The sequence below is a fragment of the Massilia sp. DWR3-1-1 genome, from assembly GCF_049898325.1.
Taxonomy (GTDB): Bacteria; Pseudomonadota; Gammaproteobacteria; order Burkholderiales; family Burkholderiaceae_D; genus JAFCUW01.
In genome coordinates, this window is record NZ_JAFCXL010000002.1 from 297,645 (window position 1) to 323,841 (window position 26,197).

Consider the following 26,197-nt stretch of genomic DNA (forward strand, 5'->3'; position numbering starts at 1 on the left):
ACCGGCAGCGCGTTCGCAGCATGTTTGATAAAACCCCCTTGCCAAACCGGAAGCCCAATAGTACTGTGTATTCATACAGTAGTTTTAGGGGTTTTCATCATGATATTGCAACAACAGCAACAACAACAGCCACAACAACAGCCACCAGCGCATCGCTCGCGGCCCCCGCCCGAGTCCCTTCACCCTTCTTTATGGCTGGCCTCGCAGCTGGCCCGCTCGTCGTCCCGCTGTGTCGACACGGGCCATGCGGCGCTGTCGGCCCAGTTGCCGGGCGGCGGCTGGCCCAGCGGCACCCTGATCGACCTCATGCTCCAGCAACCGGGCATCGGCGAGCTGCGCCTGTTGCGCCCGGCCCTGCTGCAGGCAGCGCGGCGGCGCATCGTGCTGCTGCAACCGCCCCATCCGCCGCAGGCGCTGGCGCTGGCGGCGCTGGGGATCGCCCCGTCGCAGCTGATCTGGATACGTGCCGACCGCGGCAGCGATGCCTTGTGGGCGGCCGAGCAGGTGCTGCGCAGCGGCAGTTGCGGCGCCTTGCTGTTTTGGCAAAATCACGCGCGCGGCGAAGCCTTGCGCCGCCTGCACCTGGCCGCGCAGAGCGGAGAGTCGCTGTTTTTCATGCTGCGCCCGCTGGCGGCCGCCCAGGACAGCTCGCCGGCGCCCCTGCGCCTGTCGCTGCGGCCCGCCGCCGGCGGGCTGAACATCGAATTCGTCAAACGCCGGGGACCGCTGCGCGAGGCGCCACTGTTCCTGCCCCTCACTCCTTCTTTAATGCAGCGCCATGCGACTTTGGATCGGCCTCTATCTGCCCCAGTTACCGCTCGAAGTGTTTTGCCCGAACTGGTCCAGTGACGCCGCACCTGGTGCGGGCAAGGCCTTCGCCACTGTCGTCATCGAGCAGGAGCGGGTGGTGGCACTGTCGGCGCTGGCACGCGCCGGTGGCGTCCAGCCCGGCTTGCGCCGTGGCGGCGTGCTCATGCTCGTGCCCGACGCCCGCCTGTTCGAGCGCGCGCCCGAGCGCGAGCGCGATGCCCTGCAAGCCGTCGCCATGGTCTTGCTGCAATACTCGCCGCTGGTGGCGCAGGGGGAAGAATCGACCCTGCTGATCGACATCGGCGCCAGCTTGCGCCTGTTCGGCGGCATCGGCGCCTTGTGCCGCCACCTGCGCGCCAATCTGCGCACGCTGGGCTTTAGCGCCAGTCTCAGTTGCGCGCCGACGGCGCGCGGGGCCTGGCTGCTGGCCCGCCACGGCGGCGCGCGCAGCCTGCAGATGGCCTCGCTGACGCGCCGCCTCGACCGCCTGCCCCCCAACCTGCTGCCGCCGGCACGGCCGTTTGCGCCGTGGTTCGAAGGGATCGGCTGTTTTACGCTGGCCCAGTTGCGCCGACTGCCGCGCCCCGGTTTGCAGCGGCGCTGCGGCCGCCCCCTGCTCGACGTGCTCGACGCCGCCTACGGCATGCTGCCCGAACTGTTCGACTGGATCGAAGCGCCCACCACTTTCACGGCCAGCCTGGAATTGTTCGACCGGGTCGAGCACGCCGAGGCGCTGCTGGCAGGCAGCAACCGCCTGCTGGCGCAACTGACCGGCTGGCTGTGCGCGCGCCAGCTGGCGGTGCTGCGCATCACCTTGCTGCTGGAACACGAGCGGGGCCGGGTGGCCTGTCCGCCCACGCCCATCGAGATCGTGCTGGCCGAGGCCACCTGGCGCCCCGAGCATTTGCTGCGCCTGCTCAAGGAGCGCCTGGGCAAGGTGAGCTTGACGGCCCCCGTCATCGGCCTGTGCCTGCAAGCGCCCCAGGTGCAGGCACAGGCGCCACCCAGCGAATCGCTGTTTCCCGAGCCGGGCGGCAGCGAACAGGACCAGTTGCGCATGTTCGAGCTACTGGTGGCGCGGCTGGGGCCGGAAAACGTCCTGCAGGCGGCGCCGCAAGCCGATTACCGGCCCGAACTGGCCAATTTATGGGTGCCGGTGGGCCAGCAGATCCGGGCGGCGGCGCGCGCGGCGCAGATGCCGCCGGACGTGCTCAGCCTGCCCCGTCCCAGCTGGCTGCTGACCAAGCCGATCGCCTTGCTGATGCGCAATCACCGGCCCTTTTATGGTTCTCCCCTGAAAATGGCCTCGACCCCCGAGCGCATCGAGGCGGGCTGGTGGGGCCAGTCGCAGACGCGCGATTATTTTATTGCCGAAGGACTCGATCACGCCCATTACTGGGTGTACCGCGAGCGCATCGTGGGGGCGGCCGCCGATAGCGCGCCCCGCTGGTATTTGCATGGCTTGTTCGGCTGAGGGCCAGCGCATACCGGCATAAAAAAAGCGCACCCGCAGGTGCGCTTGTTGCGGGAAGGTGCCGGCGGACGATTTACTCGTCGTCGAACTCTTCCGCCAGATTTTTCCAGCCCTTGTTTTTCGCAAACTCGCTGAACTCTTCCGGCGCTTCCAGCACGATCAGCTTGCTGTCTTGCAGGCCGGGGTCGCTGTGGGAGAAATCCGGACCCACGTAGCCGAGGGCGCGCAAGCGGTCGATCACTTGCTTGATCAGTGCCTTGTCCTTGTAGGCGCCGGCCTCGACCGGTTTGGCGAAGTCGATGAACACATCAATAATCCCGTAACCCTCGTCGTAAATGCGAATTGCCTTGACGTCGTGGCTACGGCCGCTGGAATCGACGGCCTTGAAGGGGCCGCTCAGTTGGATATCGGTATCGGTCGTCATGGCATCCAGCATACACCAAGGGCTGCGCGCGCGTGGCGCACCGTTGCGCGAGCCATCACGGCAGCGCCTTCAGGATCGCCGTGAAGCGGTCCCTGGTGCCGGCAATGCGTTCGAGATGCGGGTAACGCAAGCCGTCGCGATAATCGAGAGAAATCGTGCGGAAATTGTTGCCCTGCTTGACCAGCAGGTTGATGGGCACGCCGTCCCTGGCCGCCTTGACGGCCGCCTTGAGCACCTCCGGTTTGTAGGCGCGGTTGTTGACGGCAACGATGCTGCTGTTGCCGGCCAGGCCAGCCCGGAACGCCACGCCGTCCCAGATCACGCCCGCGATGCCACCGTCGGCCTTGACCGTCATGCCCAGCGAATAGCTGAAGCTGGCCACCTTGGCCTGCTCGTCGGCTGCCTTGGAAAAATCGCTGGGCGTGTCCTTGTAGACCAGCTTGTAGCCGGCGCGCGCCAGGCCGTCCAGCGGCGCGCCCTTGGCATGGCCATCGAGGCGGCTGCGCAGGAACGGTCCCCAGTCGAAGGCCTGTACCTTGTTGAGGGCGGCTACCACGTCCTCGAAAGTGTAGAACGCCGGCAGCATGCTGCCATCGTTGATGCCGTAGAAGGCGCGGGCGAAATCGTCGAGCGAGCGCTTGTCGCCCGACATTTCGCGGATCTTGGTGTCGACATCGATCCAGATCAGCATGCCTTCGACATAATAATCTTCGCCCCGTTGCCAGTTGCTCCAGCCCATTGCGCGGCGGCCGCTGATGATCGGCTCGTTGACGGTGTCCTGCATGGCGCGCCAGGCCCGGCCCGGCTGGTTGTCGTAGGACGCGGCGTAGGCGGCGATGCCTTCGAGCGTGGTCTTTGCCGTGATCAGGCCCGAGCGGGCGGCCAGCACCTTGCCCCAGTACTGGGTCTGGCCCTCGTACACCCACAGCAATTCATTCTCGAGCGGGGTATTAAAATTCGGCACGTTCTGGCCGGCCGGGCGGCGGAACTTGCCATCCCACGAGTGGGTGTATTCGTGCGGCAGCAGGTCGCGTCCCGCTTCGCTCTTGGCCCATTCCGTGAAGTAGCCGGGCTTGACGCCGTTCTCGCTGGACTGGTGGTGTTCGCGGCCGACGCCGCCGAATTCGTCCGACATGGCGAACAGGAAATCGTAGTGCTTGTAATGGTGGGAGCCGAACAGCTTGCGCGCCTGCTTGACCAGTTCGCGGTGGGGCGCGATCTGTTCGGGCTTCGCTTCCAGGCTTTCCGGATTGTCGGCCACCATGTTCAAAAATACGGGCACGGCGGCGCCCGGATCGAGGTCGATGCGCTTGAAGTAGCGGCCAGCGAACAGGGGCGAATCGATCAGGGTTTCCAGGTCGAGCGGCTTGAAATCGACGACGTCGCCGGTGCGCTTGTCCGTTTCCAGCGCGCTGCCGAACTGCCAGCCTTGCGGCAGGGTCAGGCTGGGCTGGAAGGTGATGCGCCGCGCCACGTAACCGGCCGGGTACATCGTCACCGCCGGCCACTGGATGCCGAGGATGTCACTGGTGATGGTGATGCGGCCCTGGCCGCCATCGAGCGGCGAGAGGAACTGGTACTGCGCTTCCAGGGTCGTCACGCCGGCCGGCACGACCAGGTGAAAGGCGAACACATTGACGGGGTCGCGCACCCATTCGATGGCCTTGCCGTTGCCCGTGAATGTCAGGCCGGCCAGCTGGTTGAGCACATTGTTGGGGCCGTGGTTGGCGGGCAGCCACTGGGGATACAGCATCGTCATCGGCCCTGGCTTGACGGGGATCGACATCTTCATGCGGAAAATCTGCTGGCTCAAATTGGTCGCGTCGACCTGCAGCACGATGGTGCCGGGGTAGGCCACATCCTGCGGCGGCGGGACGTCGGCGCGGGCGGGCGCGCACAGCGTGGCGGCCAGGGCGAGCGGCAGCAAAGTTTTCAACAGGCGCGGCAGGGGGCGAATCTTCAACAGGGCGGTCATGGGCGGGGCGTCAGTATGGTTGATTGGTCAAGTAAATGGCCGAAAGTGTAGCACGCGAAAAAACTTTGGGTTGTGTGAAAATTTTCCCGATATTTTTCGGCGCCTTGGGCCAAAAACCGTGTTTTTCAAGGCCTTGAAAGCACCGCAAGCGGTCCTAAATGGGAACCAGCAGATGCTCCACGGAGGTCTGCCCACCTATCGCTTAACTTACACGAGGATATTTATCATGCGTACTTTTGACCTGACTCCATTGTATCGTTCCGCTATCGGTTTCGACCGCCTGGCCAATCTGCTCGAGCAGCGCGCCGATGCGCAGCCCAGCTATCCGCCTTACAACATCGAACTGGTGAGCGAGAACAACTACCGCATCGTCATGGCACTGGCGGGATTTAGCCGCGCGGAAATCGAGATCATCACCGAGCGCGACGCGCTGCACGTGACGGGCCGCAAGCAGAAGGACGAGCAGCAAAAAACCTTCCTGCACCGCGGCATCGCAGCGCGCGATTTCGAGCAGCGCTTCCAGTTGGCCAATCACGTCAAGGTGACCACCGCCTCGTTCGATAACGGCATGCTGACCATCGACCTGGTGCGTGAAGTGCCCGAGGCGCTCAAGCCGCGCAAGATCGCCATCGACGGTGGCGAAAACGTGCAGGTGATCGAGCAGCCGCAAGCTGCCTGAGCGGCCACGGCCAGGGGACGCGCGTCCCCTGGCCGAGATAGCAGTGTGTCGACATTGCGTCGACACTGAGTGACACAAAGGGCGCCCGCAGTCGGGGCGCCCTTTGTGCGCGCTCTTGCCAGGCACGGGCCAGCGGCGCCGCCAAAGCTTAAGTACCGGCTAAGTCTGGCCGTGCACACTCACTTTCAACGATGGCGTCCGCAGGGGCGCCACACATGAACTATCGAACGCATCACATTTATCCAGGAGTGCGAACCATGTCCAATTCCGCTGTCTCTTCGATCTCCGCCAAGCGCCTGACCCTGGCGCTGGCCGCCGCTGGCGCCATTGGTGGCGCCGTCGGCGCGATCGCCGTCAACCACAACAATGCGGTGTCGGCCCCGGCCGCTGTCGCTGCCGTGACTGCGCCGGCCGCGGCCGAGGTCAAGGCGCCGCTGGCGCCGGCCGGCGCGGCGGTGGCCATGGCCTTGCCGGACTTCACCCAGATCGTCGCGCGCATGGGGCCGGCCGTGGTCAATATCCAGGTCATGGGCAGCACCAAGACCGCTCTCGCGCGCGGCCCCGGCGGCGCGCAGCTCGATGAAGACGATCCGTTCTTTGAATTTTTCCGGCGCTTTCAAGGCCCGCAGGCACCCCGCGGCCAACAACGCGACCGGCCCGTTTTTGGCGCTGGTTCCGGGTTCATCGTGAGTCCGGACGGCGTCATCCTCACGAACGCGCACGTGGTGCGCGATGCCAAGGAAGTCACGGTCAAGCTGCAGGACCGGCGCGAGTACCGCGCCCGCGTGCTGGGCTCGGACCCGAAGACGGACGTGGCGGTATTGAAAATCGATGCAAAAAATCTGCCGGTGGTGCCGATCGGTAATTCCAAGGAATTGAAAGTGGGCGAATGGGTGCTGGCGATCGGCTCTCCCTTCGGCCTCGATAGCACGGTGACGGCCGGGGTGGTCAGCGCCAAGGGCCGTTCGCTGCCTGACGACACCACCGTGCCCTTCATCCAGACCGACGTTGCCGTCAATCCAGGCAACTCGGGCGGCCCCCTGTTCAATACGCGCGGCGAAGTGGTCGGCATCAATTCGCAGATCTACAGCCAGACGGGCGGCTACCAGGGCCTGTCGTTTGCCATTCCCATCGACGTGGCCAACCGCATCAAGGACCAGCTCGTTGCCACGGGCAGCGTCAAGCACGCCAAGCTGGGCGTGACGGTGCAGGAAGTGAACCAGGGCTTTGCCGATTCGTTCAAGCTCGAGTCGCCCGAGGGGGCGCTGGTGTCGAGCGTCGAGCGGGGCGGGCCGGCCGACAAGGCGGGCTTGAAATCGGGTGACGTCATCCGCAAGCTCGATGGCGAGCCGATTGTCGCCTCGGGCGACTTGCCGGCCATGCTCAGCCTGGCCAGGCCGGGCCAGCAGATCGCCATGGACGTCTGGCGCGATGGTAAGATTGTGCGCATCGGCGCCCGCCTGGGCGACGCCAGCGAAAAGGCCGCGCCGGAAGAGCGCGCCGTCGCCGCCAACACCACCTCGAAGCTGGGCTTGACGCTGCGGCCGCTGGCGCCCGTCGAACGGCGCGAGTCGGGCCTGGCCGGCGGGCTGGTGGTGGAAGACGCCGATGGCGCCTCGGCCAACGCCGGCGTGCAGCCGGGCGACGTGCTGTTGTCCATCAACGGCCGCACGGTGGCCAGCATCGACCAGGTGCGCGAGGCCATCGGCAAATCGTCGAAGTCGGTGGCGCTGCTGATCCAGCGGGGCAGCGACAAGATTTTTATTCCTGTGCGGATCGGCTGATGGACTGGGCGGTTCGCCTGATCAGTGGCAGTCAATGGAGTGGGCATGCGTTTATTGCTGGTTGAAGACGATGTGATGATCGGCGAGGTGGTGCTCGACCTGTTGCGGGCCGAGCACTACGCGGTCGACTGGGTCAAGGACGGCGACATGGCCGACACGGCGCTGATGCAGTCGCAAAATTACGACCTGGTGCTGCTCGACCTGGGTTTGCCGCGCAAGGATGGCATCGAGGTGCTGCGCTCGATGCGCGCGCGCAAGGACCGCACCCCCGTGCTGGTGGCCACCGCGCGCGATGCCGTGAGCGACCGCATCGCGGGGCTCGACGCGGGTGCCGACGACTACGTGCTCAAACCCTACGATCTCGACGAACTGCTCGCGCGCATCCGCGCGCTGCTGCGGCGGGCGGCCGGCCGGGCCGAGCCGATCTTCGAATACAACACCATCACCATCAACCCGGCCACCCGCGAGGTGGCCGTGGCCGGCGTGCCGGTGACCTTGTCGGCGCGCGAATGGGCGGTGCTCGAAGCGCTGATCGCCCGTCCCGGCGCGGTGCTTTCGCGCGCCCAGCTGGAAGAAAAGCTCTATAGCTGGCGCGACGAAGTCTCCAGCAACGCCGTCGAAGTGTATATCCACGGCCTGCGTAAAAAACTTGGCAGCGAGCTGATTCAAAACGTGCGCGGGGTCGGCTACATGGTGCCGAAACTGTGAGGGCACAGCTGCCATGAAGATGCCGGGCATCGACAAGCTGCCGCACCTGCCGCAGATGACCCACTCGCTGCGGGGGCGCCTGCTGTGGTTTCTGCTGGCCGCCATCAGCATCGCCGCCATTGCCCAGGCCAGCATCGCCTACCGCACCGCGCTGTCGGACGCCGACCAGATTTTCGACTACCACATGCAGCAGATGGCGCTGTCGCTGCGCTCGTCGGCGCCGCTGGCCAACAGCGACCTGGCGGCGCGGGCGGACGTCGACGCCGCCGCCGAAAACAACGACCTGGTGGTGCAGGTGTGGACGCCGGACGGCGTGCAGGTATTTCGTACCGTCTCGAGTGCGCGCCTGCCGCAGCGGGCGGTGCTGGGCTTTTCGAATGTCGTCGCCAACGGCACCACCTACCGGGTGTTTTCGGTGCAGACCAACACCCAGACCCTGCAGGTGGCGCAGGACATGGCGGTGCGCCGCAACATGGCCGGCAACCTGGCCCTGCGCACGGTGGGGCCGATCGCCGTCATGATGCCGATCCTGATGCTGGTGGTGTGGTGGGTGGTGAGCGGCTCGCTCGAACCGGTGGCGCGCGTGCGCTCACAGGTGGCCTCGCGCCAGGCCGACGATCTCTCGCCCGTATCCGACGCCGGCCTGCCCGACGAAGTGCGTCCACTGGTGCAGGAACTCAATTTGCTGTTTGGCCGCGTGCGCACCGCCTTCGCCGCCCAGCAGAACTTCGTCGCCGATGCCGCCCACGAATTGCGCACCCCGCTGGCGGCCCTGAAGCTGCAGGCGCTCAGCCTCGAGCGCGCCGACAATCCCCAGTCGCGCCAGCTGGCCGTGTCGCGCCTGACCGCCGGCATCGAACGGGCCACCCGCCTGGTCGAGCAGTTGCTGGTGCTGGCGCGCCACGAAGCGAGCTCGCAGGATGCCGCCGTGACGGGCCAGGTGCCGCTGGCCGACCTGGCGCGGCGCGCCGCCGGCGACCTGGCGGGCCTGGCGCAGCAGAAGGGCGTCGACCTGGGCGTGCACCGCGCCGATGCGGTGAGCGTGGCGGGCCACGCCGACGCCCTGATGATCTTGTTGCGCAACCTGGTCGACAACGCCATCAAGTACACCCCGGCCGGCGGCACGGTCGACATCGAGGTGCGCCGCGACGCCGACGGCAGCGCCGTGCTGCAGGTCGAAGACAGCGGCCCCGGCATCGCCCCTGAAGAGCGCGGCCGCGTGTTCGACCGCTTCTACCGGATCGCCGGCAGCGAGGCGGCCGGCAGCGGCCTGGGCCTGGCCATCATCAAGGCGATCGCCGAACGCCACGGCGCCGTCCTGACCCTGGACCAGTCCGCGCGCCTGGGCGGCCTGGCCGCCAGCGTCACTTTTCCGGCCTCGACGCCCGCCTTGTAGCGGTCTCGACGCCAGCCTTGTAGCGGTCTCTACCTGAAAGCCGCGCCGCCCACCGCCCCCATCCCCCGAGGCGCCCCGTGAACAGCATCGGATTTGCGTATACTGAACGTGCGCCTGGCCGCCAGCGCGAGCTTTCCCCTCTCGACCTGAAAGCCGCGCCGCCCACCGCCCCCATTCCCCGAGGCGCCCCGTGAACAGCATCGGGTTTGCGTATACTGAACGTGTGCCTGGCCGCCAGCGCGAGCTTTCCCGTCTCGACCTGAAAGCCGCGCCGCCCACCGCCCCCATTCCCCGAGGCCCCCCGTGAACAGCATCGGATTTGCGTATACTGAACGTGCGCCTGGCCGCCAGCGCGAGCTTTCCCGTCTCGACCTGAATGCCGCGCCGCCCACCGCCCCCATTCCCCGAGGCGCCCCGTGAACAGCATCGGGTTTGCGTATACTGAAAAAGCCCCCGGCTCTGCCGGGGGCTTTTTTATCTGACTAAACCAAGCAAAAGTAGGGGTCCACTTTTGCTTGATGTCTTTAAAACGAGTGACGCACGCCGCCGTTATACGCCGCATCGCCCGAACCGGCGTCGGTGGCATTGCCCACGGTGTAGCCAGCGCCACGACGGTTCTTGATCTTGCCGTACGAGGTGTACAAGGTGGTGCGCTTGGACAGGGCGTAGGTGTAGCCGAGCGCTACCTGGGTGGCGTCCTGGTTGAACGCGGTCTTGTCGTTCTTGTTGATGACGGAGGCGAGGATGGTGCCCTGGCCGACCGGCACGGCCGCGCCGATCAGCAGGTCGGTGCTGTTGGTCGAGGTGGTCGGACGCACGCCGCCGAAAGGGTTGCTGGTGTTGGGCAGCACGGCGCTGTTGACGCCCTTGTCGACGCCGTAAGCGGCGTAGCCCTTGACCATGCCGAAGTCGTAATTGGCGGCCAGCAGGGTGTTGGTGCCGATGTCGCGGCTCACTGCCGTCACGCCGGTGGTGGCGGCGACGTCGCTGTTGCGGTTGTTGTAGGCCAGGCGCGCGTTGAGTTTGCCGACGGTGTAGCTCAGGGCGGCGCCGATCTGGCGGCCGGCGCTGCTGTCAGCCTGTTCGCCGGCCGAATACGCCAGCTCACCGGTGATACCCGACATTTGTGGCGACACATACATCACCGTGTTGCTGGTGCGGGTGTTGGCGCCCACGGTCGGCAGCAGGTTCTTGGCGCTGCCCGACAGGCCGGCGGCGAACGGATCGGCGACGGTGGTGATGGTGTTGTAGTACGGCGTGTACTGGCGGCCCAGGGTCACGGTGCCCATGGTCGACTTCAGGCCGACCAGCGCCTGGCGGTTGAAAATGCTGCCGGCGGTGTCGACTTCACCGGTGTCGGTCTTGTAGCCCGTTTCCAGCACGAACAGCGCCGACAGGCCGCCACCGAGGTCTTCGGTGCCGCGAAAGCCGAGGCGCGAGACCGAAGCGACGCCGCTGCTGATCTTGGTCACATTGGCGGTGCCGCCCGTTTCGCGGACCAGGCCAGCATCGACGACGCCATAGATGGTGACGTTGGTCTGGGCCAGGGCAGGGGCGGCGCATGCGGCCAGGACGGCGGCGGCGAGTAAGGTCTTGTTCATGAAATTCCTGATAATGGGGTTTGAGGTGCAGTGGAACGGAAAACCGGGTTAAGGAGTCGGCGCCACCTTTAAGTATTGATACAGGGTCTCCCGACTGATGCCGAACTCCCGCGCAAGCGTTGATTTCTGCTCGCCGGCACCAGCACGGCGGCGCAGTTCGACAACCTGGTTGTCCGCGAGCGCCTTCTTGCGACCTCGGTAAGCACCGCGCTGCTTCGCCAATGCGATCCCTTCGCGCTGCCGCTCGCCGATCAAGGCCCGCTCGAACTCCGCAAACGCCCCCATGACCGACAGCAGCAGGTTCGCCATCGGCGAGTCTTCGCCGGTGAAGCTCAGGCATTCCTTGACGAATTCGATTCGTATTCCGCGCTTGGTCAATGTCTGCACGAGCCGGCGCAGATCATCCAGGTTGCGCGCCAGACGGTCCATGCTGTGCACGACTACCGTGTCGCCTTCGCGGGCGAACGACAGCAAGGCGTCAAGCTGCGGCCGCTGTGTATCCTTGCCCGAGGCTTTGTCGGTGAACAGCTTGTCCACCTGGACCTGATCGAGCTGACGCTCTGGATTCTGGTCGAAACTGCTGACCCGGACATAACCGATACGTTGACCTCGCAAAACGTGCTCCTTAACAAGATGTGTCAGGAAAGACTCTATGACCGTTCAGGGCATATGTCAACTAATTGCGATACCAACCCTATCCTGACGGCTTGCGCTGGGGGCTTCTGACATCAGGTTAGGGTATAGCCCAAATTGACATGGCATCTGCCGGTAAGCTAAAATGAGTTTCCCAAAGGCTAAGCCTTAAATCAATCGGAATTTCCACCCGTGTAAGCCTCCTTCCTCGCTGCGATCTCTGTAGTACCTCCACCTGTCGCACGAGGCTGCACGTCCGATTTATTGCGTCTTTCCGTTCCTGGAGTTCTTGGTTCCTTCTCATTTCCGCTGGCCGGAAAGACTCGTTCACGTTCGCCCCCTGCCCTGTGGCAGGCACAATCAATGGAATAGAAGAATGATGAAATCCTTACGCCAGGACTGGCTTTCCAATGTCCGAAACGATCTTTTAGCGGGCATGGTTGTCGCGCTAGCGCTCATTCCTGAAGCAATCGCTTTTTCGATTATCGCTGGGGTCGATCCTAAAGTGGGCTTGTATGCCTCATTCAGTATTGCTGCAATTATTGCGTTTGCTGGCGGTCGTCCGGGTATGGTTTCAGCCGCCACCGGTGCAATGGCCTTGGTCATGGTGACTTTGGTCAAGGACCATGGCTTGCAGTATCTGCTGGCCGCCACGATCCTGACGGGAGTTCTGCAAGTTCTTGCTGGCTGGCTTAAGCTTGGCGCGCTTATGCGCTTCGTCTCACGGTCCGTCATCACCGGTTTTGTCAACGCGCTGGCCATTCTGATCTTCATGGCGCAACTGCCCGAATTGACCAACGTGACCTGGCACGTATATGTGATGACAGCGGCTGGCCTGGGTATTATTTACCTGTTCCCATACATCACGAAGGCTGTTCCGTCCCCCCTGGTTGCCATCGTGGTATTGACCGCCGTCGCGATCTTAGCTGGCATTGACATCCGCACCGTAGGCGACATGGGCAAACTACCTGACAGCTTGCCCGTTTTCCTGTTGCCGGATTTGCCGCTGAACCTGGAGACACTTTCGATCATCTTCCCGGTGTCGGCCACGCTTGCCGTGGTTGGCCTGCTTGAGTCGATGATGACCGCTTCGATTGTCGATGACCTGACCGATTCCAACAGCAATAAGAACCGTGAGTGCGTGGGTCAAGGCATTGCCAATATCGCCACCGGCTTCCTCGGAGGCATGGCCGGCTGCGCCATGATTGGTCAGTCTGTCATCAATGTAAAGTCCGGCGGACGCGGTAGGCTTTCCACCCTCGCGGCCGGGGTATTCCTATTGCTGATGGTGGTGTTCATCGGTGACTGGGTTGCGCGCATACCGATGGCAGCATTGGTCGCTGTCATGATTATGGTGTCCATCGGGACCTTCAACTGGGCATCGATTCGCAACCTGCGCGATCATCCGAAAAGTTCCAGTGTCGTCATGGTGGCAACTGTCGTCGTAGTTGTGGCTACACACGACTTGGCGAAAGGCGTGCTGGTAGGCGTGCTCTTATCTGGCTTTTTCTTCGCCAATAAAGTGGGACAGATCTTGCGCGTGAGTTCCATGTCCGAAGACGAGGGCCGGGTGCGTACCTACCAAGTGGCCGGTCAGGTCTTTTTCGCTTCGGCGGATCGGTTCGTTAATGCCTTCGACTACAAGGAGGTCATCGAGCGAGTTCGTATTGATGTCAGCCGCGCCCACTTCTGGGACATTACGGCCGTTAGCGCCTTGGACAAGGTAGTCGTCAAGTTCCGCCGCGATGGGACGGAAGTCGAGGTAATCGGGCTCAATGAGGCCAGCACCACTCTGGTGGATAAGTTCGCCGTGCACGACAAAGACGGCGCCGAAGACATGCTGATGGGCCACTAAACGGAGACATGACTATGAACAACGAAAACAAAGTGTTGGCCTGTGTTGACCAATCGCACTTCGCCGATTATGTCGCCGACTACGCAGCTTGGGCCGCCACCCGGATGAGCGCTCCGCTCGAATTCCTGCATGTCATCGACCATCATCCAGAGATTGGCTCGGGAGGCGATCATAGTGGTGCCATCGGGATTGACGCGAATGAGGCTCTGCTGAAAAAGCTTTCAAGCGAGGACGAGACACGCACCAAGGCAGCACGGGAACTAGGTCGGGTCTTCTTGAACCGATTGCGCGAGCGTGCCCGCGCCGCCGGTGCCGGTTCTGTGGATGTGCGTCAGCGCCATGGCGAACTGGAAGAGACCATCTCGGAACAGGGAAGCGGTGTCCGCCTCGTCGTCTTGGGGCGTCATGGCGAGACTGCTGACTCGACCGAACGTAAGCTGGGGCGCAATGTTGAACGGGTGGTGCGCGCATTGCACCAGCCCGTCCTCACTGTGACGGCGAATTTCAAGGAACCTCGGCGGGTTATGATCGCTTTCGATGGCGGCATCGTAACCCGACACGGTGTGGAATTGGTGGCGGCCAGTCCACTTTTCCGTGGCATCCCAATTTATCTGCTGATGTCTGGCAAGGAAAGTCGGGACGCAACAAAGCAGCTTGAATGGGCCAAAATGACCTTGGAGTCGGCAGGCTTTGAAGTGTCCGCTTCGCTCGCTTTCGGCGATGTTGAGGGCATCATTACCAAGACCGTGCTTGAACAGTCCATCGACCTGCTCATCATGGGCGCTTATAGCCACTCACCTCTGCGCAGCCTGCTATTTGGGAGCAAGACCACCGATATCCTGCATTCGTCCACTATTCCTACCTTGCTGCTCGGGTAGCGTCAACACAATGTCTCTGCAAAGTCGATTCGGCCTTGTAGGGACCCGGCATAATGACCGGCCCCAGCTCAGCAGGAGAACTCATGCCAGTCAGCTTTCTCTCGAACGACCAGCGCGAAAACTACGGTCGCTACGCAGGCCCACCGTCGCCCCACGACCTTGCCCGGTATTTCCACCTGGACGACACTGACCATGTGCTGATCGCGCAAAAGCGTGGGGCGCACAATCGGCTGGGCTTCGCCGTCCAGCTCGGGACGGTACGCTACTTGGGCACGTTCCTGGAAGACCCGCTGGCAGTGCCCCAGCCCGTGCTGTGGACGCTGGCCAAGCAGCTGCGCATCGAGGCGCTGGACAAGACAAGCGCCTATAGTGCCGGCGAGCAGCGCTGGCAGCATGCGACTGAAATTCGCGCAACCTATGGCTACGTCGACTTCACGGAACCCCTGGTTGCCTTCCGCCTGACCCGGTGGCTGTACGCTCTTTGCTGGACCGGCACCGACCGGCCGAGCGTGCTGTTCGAGCGTGCCACAACATGGCTTGTGACGCACAAGGTACTGCTACCAGGCTGCACCACCCTCGAACGCTACGTTGCGCGCCTGCGCAGCCGCGTCGAGGAGCGCTTATGGCGCTCGCTTGGCAGTGGAATTAGCCTGGACCAGCAAACACGGTTGGAAGGCCTCCTGGTTTCTTCTGGTGGCAGTCGGAATTCGCCGCTTGACCGCCTACGCACCGGGCCGGTCGTGGCCAGCAGCCGGTCAATGAGCCTAGCGCTGATGCGGCTGCAAGCCGTTCGCGAGCTTGGCATCCGGTTGCCGGCCGCCACGCGCATCCCGGCCACGCGGGTCGCGGCCCTGGCCCGGTTCGCCGGCGCCGCCAAGGCCAGCGCGATCCTGCGCCTGCCAGTGCTGCGCCGCGTGGCAACCCTGGTCGCGTTCGTGCACTGCCTCGAAGCATCGGCACAGGATGACGCCCTGGAAGTGCTCGAAGTTATCTTGCAAGAGCTATTCGGTGATGCAGTGAAGGCCGACAAGAAATCGCGCCTTCGCTCGCTCAAAGACCTTGACGAAGCGGCGGCCACCCTCGCCAGCGCTTGCCAAATGCTGCTGGACGATACCGTGCCCGATGCCGAGCTGCGCAACCAGCTATTCGCGAGAATTTCGCCGGACGCACTCGCGCTGGCCCTTGCCGGCGTCAACAAACTGATTCGGCCGAGCGACAATGTTTACTACCAGGAGCTTGATGCCAAGTACAAGACCGTGCGCCGCTTTCTGCCCGCGCTGGCCGAACACATCCACTTTGGCGCGAATGCCGCTGGAGAGCCGTTCATCGCCGCCTTTGCCTGGCTTCGCGCCAACATGATGGTGAAGAGACCCGACAAGGACGCGCCACGCGAAATCATCACCAAGCCATGGCAGCGCCATGTGCTGCGCGAGGGTGATGCCATTGATTTCCACGCCTACACCTTCTGTGTTCTGTCCGAGCTGCGTATTGCGCTGCGCCGGCGCGACGTGTTCGTGGCCCCGAGCTGGCGGTACTCCGATCCGCGCGCCGGCCTACTCGATAGCGCTGAATGGGAATCCACGCGTCCGATCATTTGCCGCACACTGGGCCTGTCGGCGGTACCGGGGCCGACATTGACGGCCCTTGCCGATGAACTGGACCGCACCTACCAGGCTGTCGCCGCCAGGTTGCCCGACAATCCGGCCGTGCGGTTTGAGAAGGTGGGCGACAAACAAGAACTGGTGCTCAGTCCCCTCGATAGGATGGTTGAGCCGGCGTCGCTGATCGCGCTACGCGCCAAGGTCACAGGCATGCTGCCGCGCGTCGATCTGCCGGAACTGATCCTGGAGATTGCCGCCCGCACTCGTTTTACGGACGCCTTCACCCACATATCGGAGCGCACCGCGCGCGCTTCCGATCTGCATGTGAGCATCTGCGCGGTGCTGATGGCCGAGGCCTGCAACACCGGACCGGAACCGCTGATTCGCGGCGACGTTCCGGCGCTCAAGCGCGACAGGTTGTCCTGGGTGGACCAGAACTACCTGCGCGACGACACGATCACGGCGGCGAACACGATGCTGGTCGCGGCGCAGGGCCGTTCGGCGCTGGCCAGCGTGTGGGGCGGCGGCGAGGTCGCGTCGGCCGACGGCATGCGGTTCGTGGTGCCGGTGCGGTCGGTGCATTCCGGGCCAAACCCGAAATACTTCGGCGTCGGTCGCGGCGTGACCTGGTACAACCTGATATCGAACCAGTTTTCCGGGCTGAACGACATCACGGTGCCGGGCACCCTGCGCGACAGCCTAGTCCTGCTGGCCGTCGTCCTGGAACAGCAAACCGATCTTCAGCCGACGCAGATCATGACGGACACGGGTGCCTACAGCGATGTGGTGTTCGGGCTGTTTCGCTTGCTTGGGTACCGATTCAGCCCGCGCCTTGCCGATGTCGGCGGTACGCGCTTCTGGCGGATCGATACCAAAGCCGACTACGGGCTGCTGAATTCTGTATCCGGACACAATATCAGTCTACAAAAGATCGAGCCGCATTGGGACGACATGCTGCGCCTGGCCGGCTCGCTCAAGCTCGGCCGGGTGCCGGCTGCGGGCATCATGCGCACGCTCCAAGTGGGCGAGCGGCCGACCAGACTAGCCCAGGCCATCGCAGAATTCGGCCGCATCGACAAAACCTTGCATACGCTGACGTACATCGATGATAAAGCCAAGCGCCGTGGCACTCTGACCCAGCTCAACCGGGGCGAGGGGCGGCATAGCGTCGCCCGCGCTGTCTTCCACGGAAAGCGCGGCGAACTGCGCCAGCACTACCGCGAAGGCCAGGAAGACCAGCTCGGTGCGCTCGGCCTGGTGCTCAACATGATCGTGCTGTGGAACACAAGCTACATGGAGGCTGCATTGAACCAACCGCGCGCGGACGGCTTCGAGGTCCGGGATGAGGACGTGGCCAGGCTGTCGCCGTTGCTGCATGAGCACATCAACATGCTAGGTCGGTACTCGTTCTCGGTGCCGGACGCGGTGGCCAAGGGTGAGCTGCGGCCATTGCGCAACCCAGCTAGCGATGAGTAGAGCGGCCAACCAGGATACGGCCAGAAATGACACATAGACCAGAAAGTAGTAACGGCATGATCCTTTATGCCATGCCAGTATGGCCGTGCCGCGTCAGATCATGGATTTTCCTTAACCCGGTTTTCCGTTCCACTGCACCTCATACCCCATAATGAATAATAAATGGTCGCGCAATATATCACAGAATATAGCGACCTGCCGGCCTCCCCTCCCACCCCCGCCACCGCCGCTTGACCGCCGCCCCGTACTTCCTTATATACTTGTCTATATATCGATTGCTGTCGAAGGTTGCCATGTTGCGTTTTACCGTATTGCTGCCGTGCCCAGGCGCGGCCGGCTCGACCCACGCTGGCCAGCCGCAAGGGGCCGTCGTCGCCCATGCGGGCGCGCTCTAGCATTGCGCATGCTCGATTCGGGAGATTGGGGCGCGATCTGGTTGACCATGAAACTGGCCACCATCGTGACCCTGTTGCTATTGCTGCTTGGAACGCCGGTGGCCTGGTGGCTGGCGCGTACCCGTTCTCGCCTGAAGGGCGTGATCGTCGCCATCGTCGCCTTACCGCTGGTGCTGCCGCCGTCCGTGCTGGGGTTTTATTTGCTGATCAGCATGGGGCCGCACGGGCCGATCGGCCAGTTCACGCAGTCGCTGGGCCTGGGCCTGCTGCCGTTCACCTTTGCCGGCCTGGTGGTGGGCTCCGTCCTGTATTCCTTGCCGTTTGTCGTCCAGCCCCTGCAAAACGCCTTCGAGGCGATCGGCAGCCGGCCGCTGGAAGTGGCGGCCACCTTGCGCGCCGGTCCCCTCGACACCTTTTTTACGGTGGTGGTGCCGCTGGCCAAGCCTGGCTTCCTGACGGCGGCGACGCTGGGGTTTGCCCATACGGTGGGCGAATTCGGGGTGGTGCTGATGATGGGCGGGAATATCCCCGACAAGACCCGCGTCGTCTCGGTGCAGATCTACGATCACGTCGAAGCGCTCGAGTACGCGCAGGCGCACTGGCTGGCCGGCGGCATGCTGCTGTTTAGCTTTGCGGCGCTGCTGCTGCTCTATACCTTCAATCCCACCCGGGCGCGCGCATGAAGGGCGACCGCTTCGATCCCGCGGCGCCCATCGAGGTGGCCTTGACGCTGGCGCGGGGCACATTTTCCATGCAGCTCGAGCTGACCCTGCCGGCGCGCGGGGTGAGCGCCCTGTTCGGCCATTCCGGCTCCGGCAAGACGACGGTCTTGCGCGCCATTGCCGGTCTGGACCGGCACGCCGGCGGCCAGGTGGTGGTCAACGGCGACACCTGGCAGGACGAGCGGCGCGGCGTGTTCGTGCCGCCGCACCGGCGCAGCATCGGCTACGTGTTCCAGGAAGCGAGCCTGTTTTCCCACCTGTCGGTGGCGGGCAACCTCGAGTTTGCCCGCAAGCGGGCCGGCGGCACGCTGGCCGACAGCGCCGCCGCGCTCGCGCGCGCCATCGATCTGCTGGGCATCGGCCACCTGCTGGCGCGGCGCGCCACCGGCCTGTCGGGCGGCGAGCGCCAGCGCGTGGCGATTGCCCGCGCGCTGCTGACGCGGCCGCGCCTGATGCTGCTCGACGAGCCGCTCGCCTCGCTCGACGGCAAGCGCAAGGAAGAGGTGCTGCCCTACCTGGAAAGCATGCAGCGCGAACTGGGCATTCCGATGGTCTATGTCAGCCACTCGACCGAAGAGGTGGCGCGGCTGGCCGACCACGTGGTGCTGCTCGAGGCGGGCAAGGTCATCACCAGCGGGCCGGCGGCGCAAACGCTGGCGCGGCTGGATGTCTCGATGGCGCTGTCGGAAGACGCCGGCATGGTCGTCGATGGCATCAGCGACGGCTACGACGCGCCCTACGGCCTGTTGCGCCTGCGCGTGGGCAGCCATGGCGCCATGTTCGTCGCCCACGCACCCGTGGCCGACGGCGCCAGCGTGCGCCTGCGCGTGCTGGCGCGCGACGTCAGCCTGACCTTGAGCGCGCATGGCGACAGCTCGATCATGAACCAGTTGCGCGCGCAGGTGGTGGCGACCTGGCCGGCCAGCGACGCCGCCCACGTCGTCGTCCGCCTCGACGCCGGCGGCGCGCCCCTGCTCGCGCGCATCACCCGCCGCTCGCACGACCAGTTGGGCCTGACGGCCGGCCTGACGGTGTGGGCGCAAGTGAAGGCGACGGCCCTGCTGTCCCTGCGCTAACCTTGGCCCCATTCAGGCCCACTTATTAATCTGCGTTCGCCGGGAGACGATCGATGCACACCACCACATTGGCCCTGCGCCTGCTGCGCGGCCCGGAAGTCGCGCTGGGACCGGGCAAGGCCGACCTGCTCGAGGCCATCCGCGTCACCGGCTCGATCAGTGCCGCCGCGCGCGCCATGAACATGTCGTACCGGCGCGCCTGGTTGCTGGTGGACGTGATGAACCGCTGTTTCAGCACGCCGCTGGTGCAGGGTGCGGCGGGTGGACAGAAGGGGGGCGGGGCACACCTGACCGTGACCGGTGAGCGGGTGCTGGCCCGGTTCAGGCAGATGGAGGCGGCGGCCGCCGCTGCTGCGCAGCCGCACCTCGAAGCATTGATGGGAGAGCTGCAGCCCTAAGCCTTCGCTTCAGGACGCGCCCCTCCCGTGACCTGCTGGCGTCAGAATTTATGCCAGAGACGGGCAAAATACGCGGTGCCGTTCAGGCCGAACTGCACGCTTTCGTACTTGAAGCCGTTGTCGGTCTCGTTGGCATCCTGCACCGTCGGCTTCACATTAAAAATGTTCGCCGCGCCCATGGTGAACTTGGTTTTTTCCGTGAACGCATAGGTGAAGGCCAGGTCGGCCGAGGTCTTCGCTTCGTATTTCATGGCCGGCGTCGGCGGGCCGGAGAAGGTGCCCAGGGTTTGCGGACCGAAGTGGATGATCTTGAAGTCCGTTTCCACCTTGCCGTAGGTGTAGTCGAAGTCCAGCGTGGCCTTGCGACGGGGGCCGCCCTGCTCGATGAACAGGCGCTCGCGCTCGGACAGCAGGACGTTTTCGAAGCCGGCCAGCGAGGCCGGCGCGTGGACGTTGCGCACTTCGGTCTTGCTGAAGTTGGCGGCCAGGAAGGTGTTCAGGCGACCGCCCCACAGGCTGCGCTTGTTCGACACCGTCAAGTCCAGGCCCTGGGTGCGGGTGTCGATGGAATTGACGAAGAACTGCGCCGACGCCACGCCCAGGTTGAGCAGGATGTTGCCCAGGACCGGATAGTTGCTTGAGTCGAAGCGGCCCGACAGCACGATGCGGTCGTCGATGTTAATCCGGTACAGGTCGGCGGTAATGGCCGTCTGCGCCGTCGGCGACCAGGTCGCGCCCAGGGTGAAACTGGTCGACTTTTCTTCTTTCAGTTTCGGGATGCCGGCCGCGGTGGTGACGGCGCCGCCGTTGGGGGCGAACACCACGTCCTTGGCGACGCCGCCCACGAAATCGGTGAAGGTCGACGAGAAATACACCTGCTGCAACGACGGCGCACGGAAGCCCGTGCTGGCCGAGCCGCGCAGCAGCACGCCGTCGGCCAGCTTGAAGCTGCCGGCCAGCTTGCCGGTGGTGGTCGAGCCGAAGTCGCTGTATTTTTCGTGGCGCAGCGCCGTCTGCACCTTCAGCCTGGCCGTCAGGTCCGCTTCCAGGTCGAGGTAGGCGGCGCTGCTGTGGCGGCGCTGGTTGGTGGCGTCGCCCGGCTGGAAGCCGGGAAAGCCCTGGCTGCCGGCGTTGCCGCCGAAACCGAGGCCGTCGGCGTCGCTGTAGGAGCCGGGCTCGCCGGCGAAAATCTGGTAGTTCTCGCGGCGGTGTTCGGCGCCGAAAGCGACGTTGAGGCCGCCGAGGATGTCGCCATAAAAACGGCTCAGGTCGGCGTTGGTGGTCAGCTGTTCAAAGGAAAAGCCGCCCGCGTTGAAGGTGCTGGCGCTGACGCCACGGCCGCCATTGAGCAGGTCCAGGTTGGCGATCGAGGCGTTCAGGGTGTGGCTGATGTTGTAGCGCATCTTGTTGTAGCCGTAGGTCTGCGACAGGTCGCCGTTCCATTCGCCGATCCTGGCGCGGTAACCGATGGTGCCGTAGCGGTCATCGACGTCGGCGTTGATAAACGGGGCGAAGCCGTTCGGGTACATGGCGGCCGCGTTCTTCGATGGAATGTCGCCCGAGCCGATGCCGCCGCGACCGAAGGCGGCGCTCGAGCCGTAGCGGTCCTGCACGCCCAGCGTGAAGTAGAGCTTGCCGTCGGGGCCGGCGGGGATGTCGCCATTGACATACAGGGTGCGGTTTCTTACCAGCGAATCGCCGATGATGCGGGGGCTGTCGGCATCGGCGCGGTTCGAGCGGCCCCGGTTGAGCACTTCGCCGGTGATGCCGATGACGCCGCCATCGCCCACCTGGAAACCGCAATAGGCCGAGCCCATGTAGTTCTTGCCGTCGCGCGCCGAGTATTCGCCGGCACCGGTGACGGCTTCGCAACCGAGGCTGCGCTTGAGTTCGATATTGATGACGCCGGCGATGGCGTCCGAGCCGTACTGGGCGGCCGCGCCATCGCGCAATACTTGCACGTTGCGGATCGCCAGCAGGGGAATGGCGTTCATGTCGGTGCCCGTGTTGCCGCGATTGCGGGCGCCGAAAATATTCACCAGCGCCGTGGTGTGGCGGCGCTTGCCGTTCATCAGCACCAGGGTCTGGTCCGAACCGAGCCCGCGCAGGGCGGCCGAGTCGACCAGGTCGGCGCCATCGGCGCCCGTCTGGCGGGTCGAGTTGAACGAGGGCGAAATATACGTGAGCGTCTGGGCCAGGTCGAACTGGGCGCCCGTTTCGCTGGCCTTGCTGAGGGAAATGACGTCCACCGGCGCCACCGTGTCGATGGCCGAGGCGTTGCCGGCGCGGCGCGAGCCGACCACGCTGACGGTCTGGATCTCGCTGGCCACGGGTGCGGCAGGGGTGCTCTGGGCCATGGCAGCAGGGGCGAAGGCGGCCAGGGCGGCGCTTCCGTACAAACTGAGCAGGACTGCATGACGAAGGGGGGCGATTGGGAACACGCGACATTCTCCTGAAGGCAAAATTTTATTTTAAGCACTGTTTTGGGGCGCCGTGGCCCAATGTGGACATGTCACAACGCTATGGAAACATAATTATTTGGACTAGGCTGATTGGCTTGCACTGTGATAGTGCGCAACGCACCGCCATGCGGTCTGTCCTGCGGTTCGACACGCTGGCGCAAATTCTTCTACACTGCCTGGTATCGAAGACCACGAAAGTCACCATGTCCCACCATTACGCGAGCATCAACCCGTTCACTGAAGAACTGGTCAAGAGTTTTACCCTGCACACCGATGAACAGGTCGAAGCGGCGCTGACCCAGGCCCACGCCGTGTACCAGTCCGACTGGTCGCGCGGGCCCATCGAGACCCGCCTGGCGGTGCTCGCTCGCCTGGCCGATTTGCTCGAGCAGCGCGTTGACGTGTTCGCCACAGCCATGGCCACCGAAATGGGCAAGCCGCTGGCGCAGGGCCAGGGCGAAGTCAAGTTGTGTATCGGCATTGCCCGCTACTACGCCGAGCAGGCCAAGACCATGCTGGCGCCGGTGCCGTACCCGATCGCGCGCGGCGAAGCGGTGGTCGAGCACTTCCCGGTGGGCGTGCTGGTGGCCGTCGAGCCATGGAATTTCCCCCTGTATCAGCTCATCCGCGTGGTGGCGCCGGCCATCGCCGTGGGCAACCCGGTGCTGCTCAAGCACGCCGAAAACGTGCCCCAGTGTGCCGAACTGTTCGAAACCCTGGTGCGTGACGCCGGCGCGCCCGCGGGCGTCCTGGTCAACCTGTTCATCACCAAGGAGCAGGTGGCCGCCCTGATCGGCGATGACCGCATCCAGGGCGTGGCCCTGACGGGCTCCGAACGGGCCGGCAGCGCGGTGGCCGCGCGCGCTTCCGAAATGCTGAAAAAATCCACGCTCGAGCTCGGTGGCAGCGATGTCTTCGTGGTGCTCGACGACGCCGACGTCGCCAAGGCGGCCAAGGTGGGCGCCGGCGCGCGCCTGTCGAACGCGGGCCAGGTGTGCACGGCCGCCAAGCGCTTTATCCTGCACGCCAAGGTGGCCGACGCCTTCCTGGCCGCTTTCACCGGCCACATGCAGGCGGCCACCATGGGCGACCCGATGGATCCGGCCACCACGCTCGGGCCCCTGTCCTCGAAAGGCGCGCGCGACAATCTCGAGCGCCAGGTCAGCGACGCCGTCGCCCACGGCGCCACCGTCGTCATCGGCGGCAAGCCGGCGCCGCGCCAGGGCTTTTTCTATGAGCCGACCATCTTGACGGGCGTCACCCCGGCCAATCCGATGTTCTACGAAGAATTTTTCGGCCCCGTGGCGCAAGTGTTCGTCGCCGCCGACGACGACGCCATCGTCGCCATTGCCAACGACTCGCGCTTCGGCCTGGGTGGTTCGATGTTCACGGGCGACATCGCGCGCGGCAAGGCCATGGCGGCGCGCATCGAAACGGGCATGGTGTTCATCAATTCGTCCAGCACCTCGCAGCCGCAACTGCCGTTCGGCGGCGTCAAGCGTTCGGGCTATGGCCGCGAGCTGGGCGACCTGGGCATCATGGAGTTCGTCAACAAGAAGTTGATGGTGGTGGCGGGATAAATGCATCAAACAAAAGTACACCCCTACTTTTGTTTGGTTTAGCCAGATAAAAAAGCCCCCCGGCAGAGCCGTGGGGCTTTTTTAGTATACGCAAACCCGATGCTGTTCATGTGGCGCCTCGGGGAAGGAGGGTGTTGGTGAGCGCCGCCCTCGACCGCCGGCACATCCAGGCCGGCTCGATGGCGAAGATGTTTGGCACGGTGCGGGCCAGGCCGCGCCTGGACTTGCTGCACAGCGCCTGCGACGCAGCGCACTGTCTCTCCATCGAGGAAGTGACTAATGCAACCGATATTGATATCGGTCAGTCGAAAGTGTGCGCGCGCCAGCGTTTTTTGTTTTTTTGATACGAGCGTATTGATAGACTACACGCACCGCGCATCGACTCTCCCCTTGGATCTGTCGCACGGTGCATCCCATGTTTCTATGGCCTATTACTTGACTGTATATGGGAGTGGATATGGACGTCTATGATCGCAGGATCAACAAGTCTGGCACATCCTTTCAAGCGCAGTTCGGACCGGCGGGCCCACCCGTCCCGCCCCCCGTCAGTGCCGCAGCCACAGCGACGCAGGGGCGCCTGGTTGGTATCGGCTTGATCGTCCTTGCTGCCTCACTGGCCTATGTGCTTTTATTGCTGTGGAATACAGGATTCGATGGCAGCCGGGAAACGAAGGAAACCATTCCCGTCTTTTGCGTGCTGCCGCGAGTCTGTGTTGCTGCCAACGCCGGCACCAGGATTCTGATGGCGGTGATGGTCGCGGGCGCGCTGGGCAGTTTCATTCATGCGGCGACCTCATTCGGCGATTTTGTGGGCAACGACCGCCTGTCCGCGAACTGGATCTGGTGGTATCTGCTCAGGCCCTTTATTGCAATGGCGCTGGCCGCGATCGTCTATCTGGCGCTCAATGGCGGCCTGCTGCTCAATGGCGGTCAGTCGAAAGAGGTCAATGTCAATATCTATGGCGTGGTGGCGCTCGCCGGGCTGGTGGGCATGTTCACCAAGCAGGCGACGGACAAGCTCAGCGAAGTGTTCACCACCATGTTCAAAACCACGACCGAGGGGGACGCCAAGCGGAGTGACGCGCTCGATAACAAGGTTCCCGTGCTCACCAGTGTGATACCGCCCAGTGTCGATGCGGGCGCGGGCAGTGCAACAGTGACACTCATCGGTTCGGGTTTTGTGCCCGGTTCGGTGGTGCGCGTCAACAACAAGAGCCGCGCAACCGTCGTCACCGACGCGACCCGGCTGACGGCCACCCTGCTCGAGGAGGATCTGGCCGATGGCACACTGCAAGTGAGCGTATTGAGCCCGCCCCCGGGGGGCGGTGAATCGGCGTCCCTGTCCGTCAGGCTGGCGCCCCTGCAGGAGTCGCCGGTCGTCGATGAGGACAGCATCGATGGATGCTGTACGCCGATTCTTGCGCCCACTTCCGATGCAGTACTGCCGCCAGCGCGGGGAGGGGTAGCATCATGACGCTCCCCTTGATATGGTTGCCAGAGGTTCTTGAGTCGGCGGGTCTGAAAGTCGCCGTCAGGCCGGGCTGGGACAGCCTCGGCGGTGCGATGGACCGCGTGATGGGCGTGATGTGCCATCACACGGCCGGGCCGCGCAGCGGCAATATGCCCAGCCTCGATACCCTGGCGCTTGGCCGCCCCGATCTGCCCGGGCCATTGGCGCAACTGGGGCTGGGCCGCGACGGCACCTATTACGTGATCGCAGCAGGCCGGTGCAACCATGCCGGCGCTGGTGTATGGCGTGGCATCAGCAGTGGCAATCGCAGCTTTATCGGCATCGAGGCGGAGAATGCCGGACGCAGCGATGACCGTTGGCCCGATATCCAGATGGAGGCGTATCGCTACGGCGTTGCCGCCATCTTGACGCACGTGGGCCGCAGCGCGGATTTCTGTGTCGGTCACAAGGAATATGCCTTGCCGCGCGGGCGCAAGATCGACCCTTTGTTCGATATGGACCTGTTTCGGGCGAACGTGAAAGCCATCATGAGCGGCACGTTTGCCCCATTGACCCAGATCCCTGCGATCGAAGCGGTGGCCGCCGCCGGTGAGGTGGCTCCTCGGCTGACCTTGCGGCGCGGCAGCGGTGGCGAGTTGGTCAAGCGCATCCAGCTCAGCTGCGCGGTACCGCCCAGTGGCGACTTCGACGGGATCACCGAAGCTGCCCTGCGCGAGTTCCAGCGAAGGTGCGGGGTCATTCCGGACGGGCTCGTTGGCCCGAACATGTGGAAGACGTTCGACAATCACCCCTGATCACG

21 protein-coding genes are annotated in these 26,197 nt (G+C 64.2%); 16 read left to right on the forward strand and 5 right to left on the reverse strand.

Annotated features, from left to right (window positions below; genetic code table 11):
* Positions 1-99 precede the first annotated feature (99 nt).
* The gene (imuA, locus tag ACP7EY_RS03585; RefSeq protein ID WP_426190542.1) at positions 100-849 is read left to right on the forward strand and encodes a translesion DNA synthesis-associated protein ImuA; all 750 of its coding nucleotides are present in this window, start codon (positions 100-102) and stop codon (positions 847-849) included.
* Positions 779-2,284 carry a Y-family DNA polymerase gene (locus ACP7EY_RS03590; protein ID WP_426190544.1) on the forward strand — a complete coding sequence of 502 codons (1,506 nt, stop codon included), beginning with the start codon at positions 779-781 and terminating at the stop codon, positions 2,282-2,284. Before imuA ends, ACP7EY_RS03590 begins: the two co-directional genes overlap by 71 nt.
* Positions 2,285-2,357: 73 nt before the next feature.
* Here ACP7EY_RS03590 and ACP7EY_RS03595 read toward each other — a convergent pair whose 3' ends face one another.
* Both ACP7EY_RS03595 and ACP7EY_RS03600 read right to left on the reverse strand, forming a co-directional pair.
* A complete protein-coding gene (locus tag ACP7EY_RS03595; RefSeq protein ID WP_426190546.1) occupies positions 2,358-2,708 on the reverse strand; it encodes a hypothetical protein in 351 nt (116 codons plus the stop codon).
* A 55-nt stretch (positions 2,709-2,763) separates the two neighbouring features.
* Positions 2,764-4,683: a M61 family metallopeptidase gene (locus ACP7EY_RS03600; protein WP_426190548.1), complete on the reverse strand. Its 1,920-nt coding sequence runs from the start codon at positions 4,681-4,683 to the stop codon at positions 2,764-2,766.
* A gap of 226 nt (positions 4,684-4,909) precedes the next feature.
* Here ACP7EY_RS03600 and ACP7EY_RS03605 point away from each other — a divergent pair, with 226 nt between their 5' ends.
* The 4 genes from ACP7EY_RS03605 (at position 4,910) to ACP7EY_RS03620 (ending at position 9,250) form a co-directional block, all read left to right on the forward strand.
* Complete coding sequence (locus ACP7EY_RS03605; protein ID WP_426190550.1) at positions 4,910-5,362, forward strand: Hsp20 family protein; 453 nt, start codon at positions 4,910-4,912, stop codon at positions 5,360-5,362.
* 257 nt (positions 5,363-5,619) lie between these two features.
* Entirely contained in the window at positions 5,620-7,146 is a 1,527-nt protein-coding gene (locus ACP7EY_RS03610; RefSeq protein ID WP_426190552.1) for a DegQ family serine endoprotease, read from the forward strand.
* Positions 7,147-7,191: 45 nt separating this feature from the next.
* On the forward strand, positions 7,192-7,854 hold the full coding sequence (locus ACP7EY_RS03615; protein WP_426190554.1) for a response regulator: 663 nt from the start codon (positions 7,192-7,194) through the stop codon (positions 7,852-7,854).
* A gap of 13 nt (positions 7,855-7,867) precedes the next feature.
* Positions 7,868-9,250 carry an ATP-binding protein gene (locus ACP7EY_RS03620; RefSeq protein ID WP_426190556.1) on the forward strand — a complete coding sequence of 461 codons (1,383 nt, stop codon included), beginning with the start codon at positions 7,868-7,870 and terminating at the stop codon, positions 9,248-9,250.
* Between the two features lie 524 nt (positions 9,251-9,774).
* Here the strand turns inward: ACP7EY_RS03620 and ACP7EY_RS03625 are convergent.
* The gene (locus ACP7EY_RS03625) at positions 9,775-10,851 is read right to left on the reverse strand and encodes a porin (protein ID WP_426190558.1); all 1,077 of its coding nucleotides are present in this window, start codon (positions 10,849-10,851) and stop codon (positions 9,775-9,777) included.
* A gap of 48 nt (positions 10,852-10,899) precedes the next feature.
* Positions 10,900-11,466 carry a recombinase family protein gene (locus ACP7EY_RS03630; protein ID WP_426190560.1) on the reverse strand — a complete coding sequence of 189 codons (567 nt, stop codon included), beginning with the start codon at positions 11,464-11,466 and terminating at the stop codon, positions 10,900-10,902.
* Positions 11,467-11,860: 394 nt separating this feature from the next.
* On the opposite strand from ACP7EY_RS03630, the gene ACP7EY_RS03635 reads away from it, so the two are divergent.
* The 6 genes from ACP7EY_RS03635 to ACP7EY_RS03660 all read left to right on the forward strand — a co-directional run bounded on the left by ACP7EY_RS03635 (position 11,861) and on the right by ACP7EY_RS03660 (position 19,885).
* The gene (locus ACP7EY_RS03635; RefSeq protein ID WP_426190562.1) at positions 11,861-13,339 is read left to right on the forward strand and encodes a SulP family inorganic anion transporter; all 1,479 of its coding nucleotides are present in this window, start codon (positions 11,861-11,863) and stop codon (positions 13,337-13,339) included.
* 14 nt (positions 13,340-13,353) lie between these two features.
* The gene (locus ACP7EY_RS03640) at positions 13,354-14,217 is read left to right on the forward strand and encodes a universal stress protein (protein WP_426190564.1); all 864 of its coding nucleotides are present in this window, start codon (positions 13,354-13,356) and stop codon (positions 14,215-14,217) included.
* Between the two features lie 83 nt (positions 14,218-14,300).
* On the forward strand, positions 14,301-17,294 hold the full coding sequence (locus tag ACP7EY_RS03645; protein ID WP_426190565.1) for a Tn3 family transposase: 2,994 nt from the start codon (positions 14,301-14,303) through the stop codon (positions 17,292-17,294).
* Between the two features lie 403 nt (positions 17,295-17,697).
* Complete coding sequence (gene modB / locus ACP7EY_RS03650) at positions 17,698-18,372, forward strand: molybdate ABC transporter permease subunit (RefSeq protein ID WP_426190567.1); 675 nt, start codon at positions 17,698-17,700, stop codon at positions 18,370-18,372.
* Positions 18,369-19,487 (forward strand): molybdenum ABC transporter ATP-binding protein, encoded by a 1,119-nt coding sequence (modC, locus tag ACP7EY_RS03655; RefSeq protein WP_426190569.1) that lies wholly within the window; start codon positions 18,369-18,371, stop codon positions 19,485-19,487. Before modB ends, modC begins: the two co-directional genes overlap by 4 nt.
* A gap of 53 nt (positions 19,488-19,540) precedes the next feature.
* Positions 19,541-19,885, forward strand: a complete 345-nt coding sequence (locus tag ACP7EY_RS03660; protein WP_426190571.1) for a winged helix-turn-helix domain-containing protein — start codon at positions 19,541-19,543, stop codon at positions 19,883-19,885.
* A gap of 41 nt (positions 19,886-19,926) precedes the next feature.
* Here the strand turns inward: ACP7EY_RS03660 and ACP7EY_RS03665 are convergent, their stop codons facing one another.
* Positions 19,927-22,326, reverse strand: coding sequence for a TonB-dependent receptor plug domain-containing protein (locus tag ACP7EY_RS03665; protein WP_426190573.1), 2,400 nt, complete (start codon positions 22,324-22,326; stop codon positions 19,927-19,929).
* A 224-nt stretch (positions 22,327-22,550) separates the two neighbouring features.
* Here ACP7EY_RS03665 and ACP7EY_RS03670 point away from each other — a divergent pair, with 224 nt between their 5' ends.
* The 4 genes from ACP7EY_RS03670 (at position 22,551) to ACP7EY_RS03685 (ending at position 26,192) form a co-directional block, all read left to right on the forward strand.
* The gene (locus tag ACP7EY_RS03670; RefSeq protein WP_426190575.1) at positions 22,551-23,927 is read left to right on the forward strand and encodes an NAD-dependent succinate-semialdehyde dehydrogenase; all 1,377 of its coding nucleotides are present in this window, start codon (positions 22,551-22,553) and stop codon (positions 23,925-23,927) included.
* A 137-nt stretch (positions 23,928-24,064) separates the two neighbouring features.
* On the forward strand, positions 24,065-24,271 hold the full coding sequence (locus ACP7EY_RS03675; protein WP_426190577.1) for a hypothetical protein: 207 nt from the start codon (positions 24,065-24,067) through the stop codon (positions 24,269-24,271).
* Between the two features lie 113 nt (positions 24,272-24,384).
* Positions 24,385-25,401: a hypothetical protein gene (locus tag ACP7EY_RS03680; RefSeq protein WP_426190579.1), complete on the forward strand. Its 1,017-nt coding sequence runs from the start codon at positions 24,385-24,387 to the stop codon at positions 25,399-25,401.
* Entirely contained in the window at positions 25,398-26,192 is a 795-nt protein-coding gene (locus tag ACP7EY_RS03685) for a peptidoglycan recognition protein family protein (protein WP_426190581.1), read from the forward strand. The genes ACP7EY_RS03680 and ACP7EY_RS03685 overlap by 4 nt, the downstream gene beginning before the upstream one ends.
* The last annotated feature ends 5 nt before the right edge of the window (positions 26,193-26,197 follow it).

Coding starts and splice junctions, on each gene's coding strand:
- imuA (WP_426190542.1), top strand. CDS start 100: ATGATATTGCAACAACAGCAACAACAACAGCCACAACAACAGCCACCA.
- ACP7EY_RS03590 (WP_426190544.1), top strand. CDS start 779: ATGCGACTTTGGATCGGCCTCTATCTGCCCCAGTTACCGCTCGAAGTG.
- ACP7EY_RS03595 (WP_426190546.1), bottom strand. CDS start 2,708: ATGACGACCGATACCGATATCCAACTGAGCGGCCCCTTCAAGGCCGTC.
- ACP7EY_RS03600 (WP_426190548.1), bottom strand. CDS start 4,683: ATGACCGCCCTGTTGAAGATTCGCCCCCTGCCGCGCCTGTTGAAAACT.
- ACP7EY_RS03605 (WP_426190550.1), top strand. CDS start 4,910: ATGCGTACTTTTGACCTGACTCCATTGTATCGTTCCGCTATCGGTTTC.
- ACP7EY_RS03610 (WP_426190552.1), top strand. CDS start 5,620: ATGTCCAATTCCGCTGTCTCTTCGATCTCCGCCAAGCGCCTGACCCTG.
- ACP7EY_RS03615 (WP_426190554.1), top strand. CDS start 7,192: ATGCGTTTATTGCTGGTTGAAGACGATGTGATGATCGGCGAGGTGGTG.
- ACP7EY_RS03620 (WP_426190556.1), top strand. CDS start 7,868: ATGAAGATGCCGGGCATCGACAAGCTGCCGCACCTGCCGCAGATGACC.
- ACP7EY_RS03625 (WP_426190558.1), bottom strand. CDS start 10,851: ATGAACAAGACCTTACTCGCCGCCGCCGTCCTGGCCGCATGCGCCGCC.
- ACP7EY_RS03635 (WP_426190562.1), top strand. CDS start 11,861: ATGATGAAATCCTTACGCCAGGACTGGCTTTCCAATGTCCGAAACGAT.
- ACP7EY_RS03640 (WP_426190564.1), top strand. CDS start 13,354: ATGAACAACGAAAACAAAGTGTTGGCCTGTGTTGACCAATCGCACTTC.
- ACP7EY_RS03645 (WP_426190565.1), top strand. CDS start 14,301: ATGCCAGTCAGCTTTCTCTCGAACGACCAGCGCGAAAACTACGGTCGC.
- modB (WP_426190567.1), top strand. CDS start 17,698: ATGCTCGATTCGGGAGATTGGGGCGCGATCTGGTTGACCATGAAACTG.
- modC (WP_426190569.1), top strand. CDS start 18,369: ATGAAGGGCGACCGCTTCGATCCCGCGGCGCCCATCGAGGTGGCCTTG.
- ACP7EY_RS03660 (WP_426190571.1), top strand. CDS start 19,541: ATGCACACCACCACATTGGCCCTGCGCCTGCTGCGCGGCCCGGAAGTC.
- ACP7EY_RS03670 (WP_426190575.1), top strand. CDS start 22,551: ATGTCCCACCATTACGCGAGCATCAACCCGTTCACTGAAGAACTGGTC.
- ACP7EY_RS03680 (WP_426190579.1), top strand. CDS start 24,385: ATGGACGTCTATGATCGCAGGATCAACAAGTCTGGCACATCCTTTCAA.
- ACP7EY_RS03685 (WP_426190581.1), top strand. CDS start 25,398: ATGACGCTCCCCTTGATATGGTTGCCAGAGGTTCTTGAGTCGGCGGGT.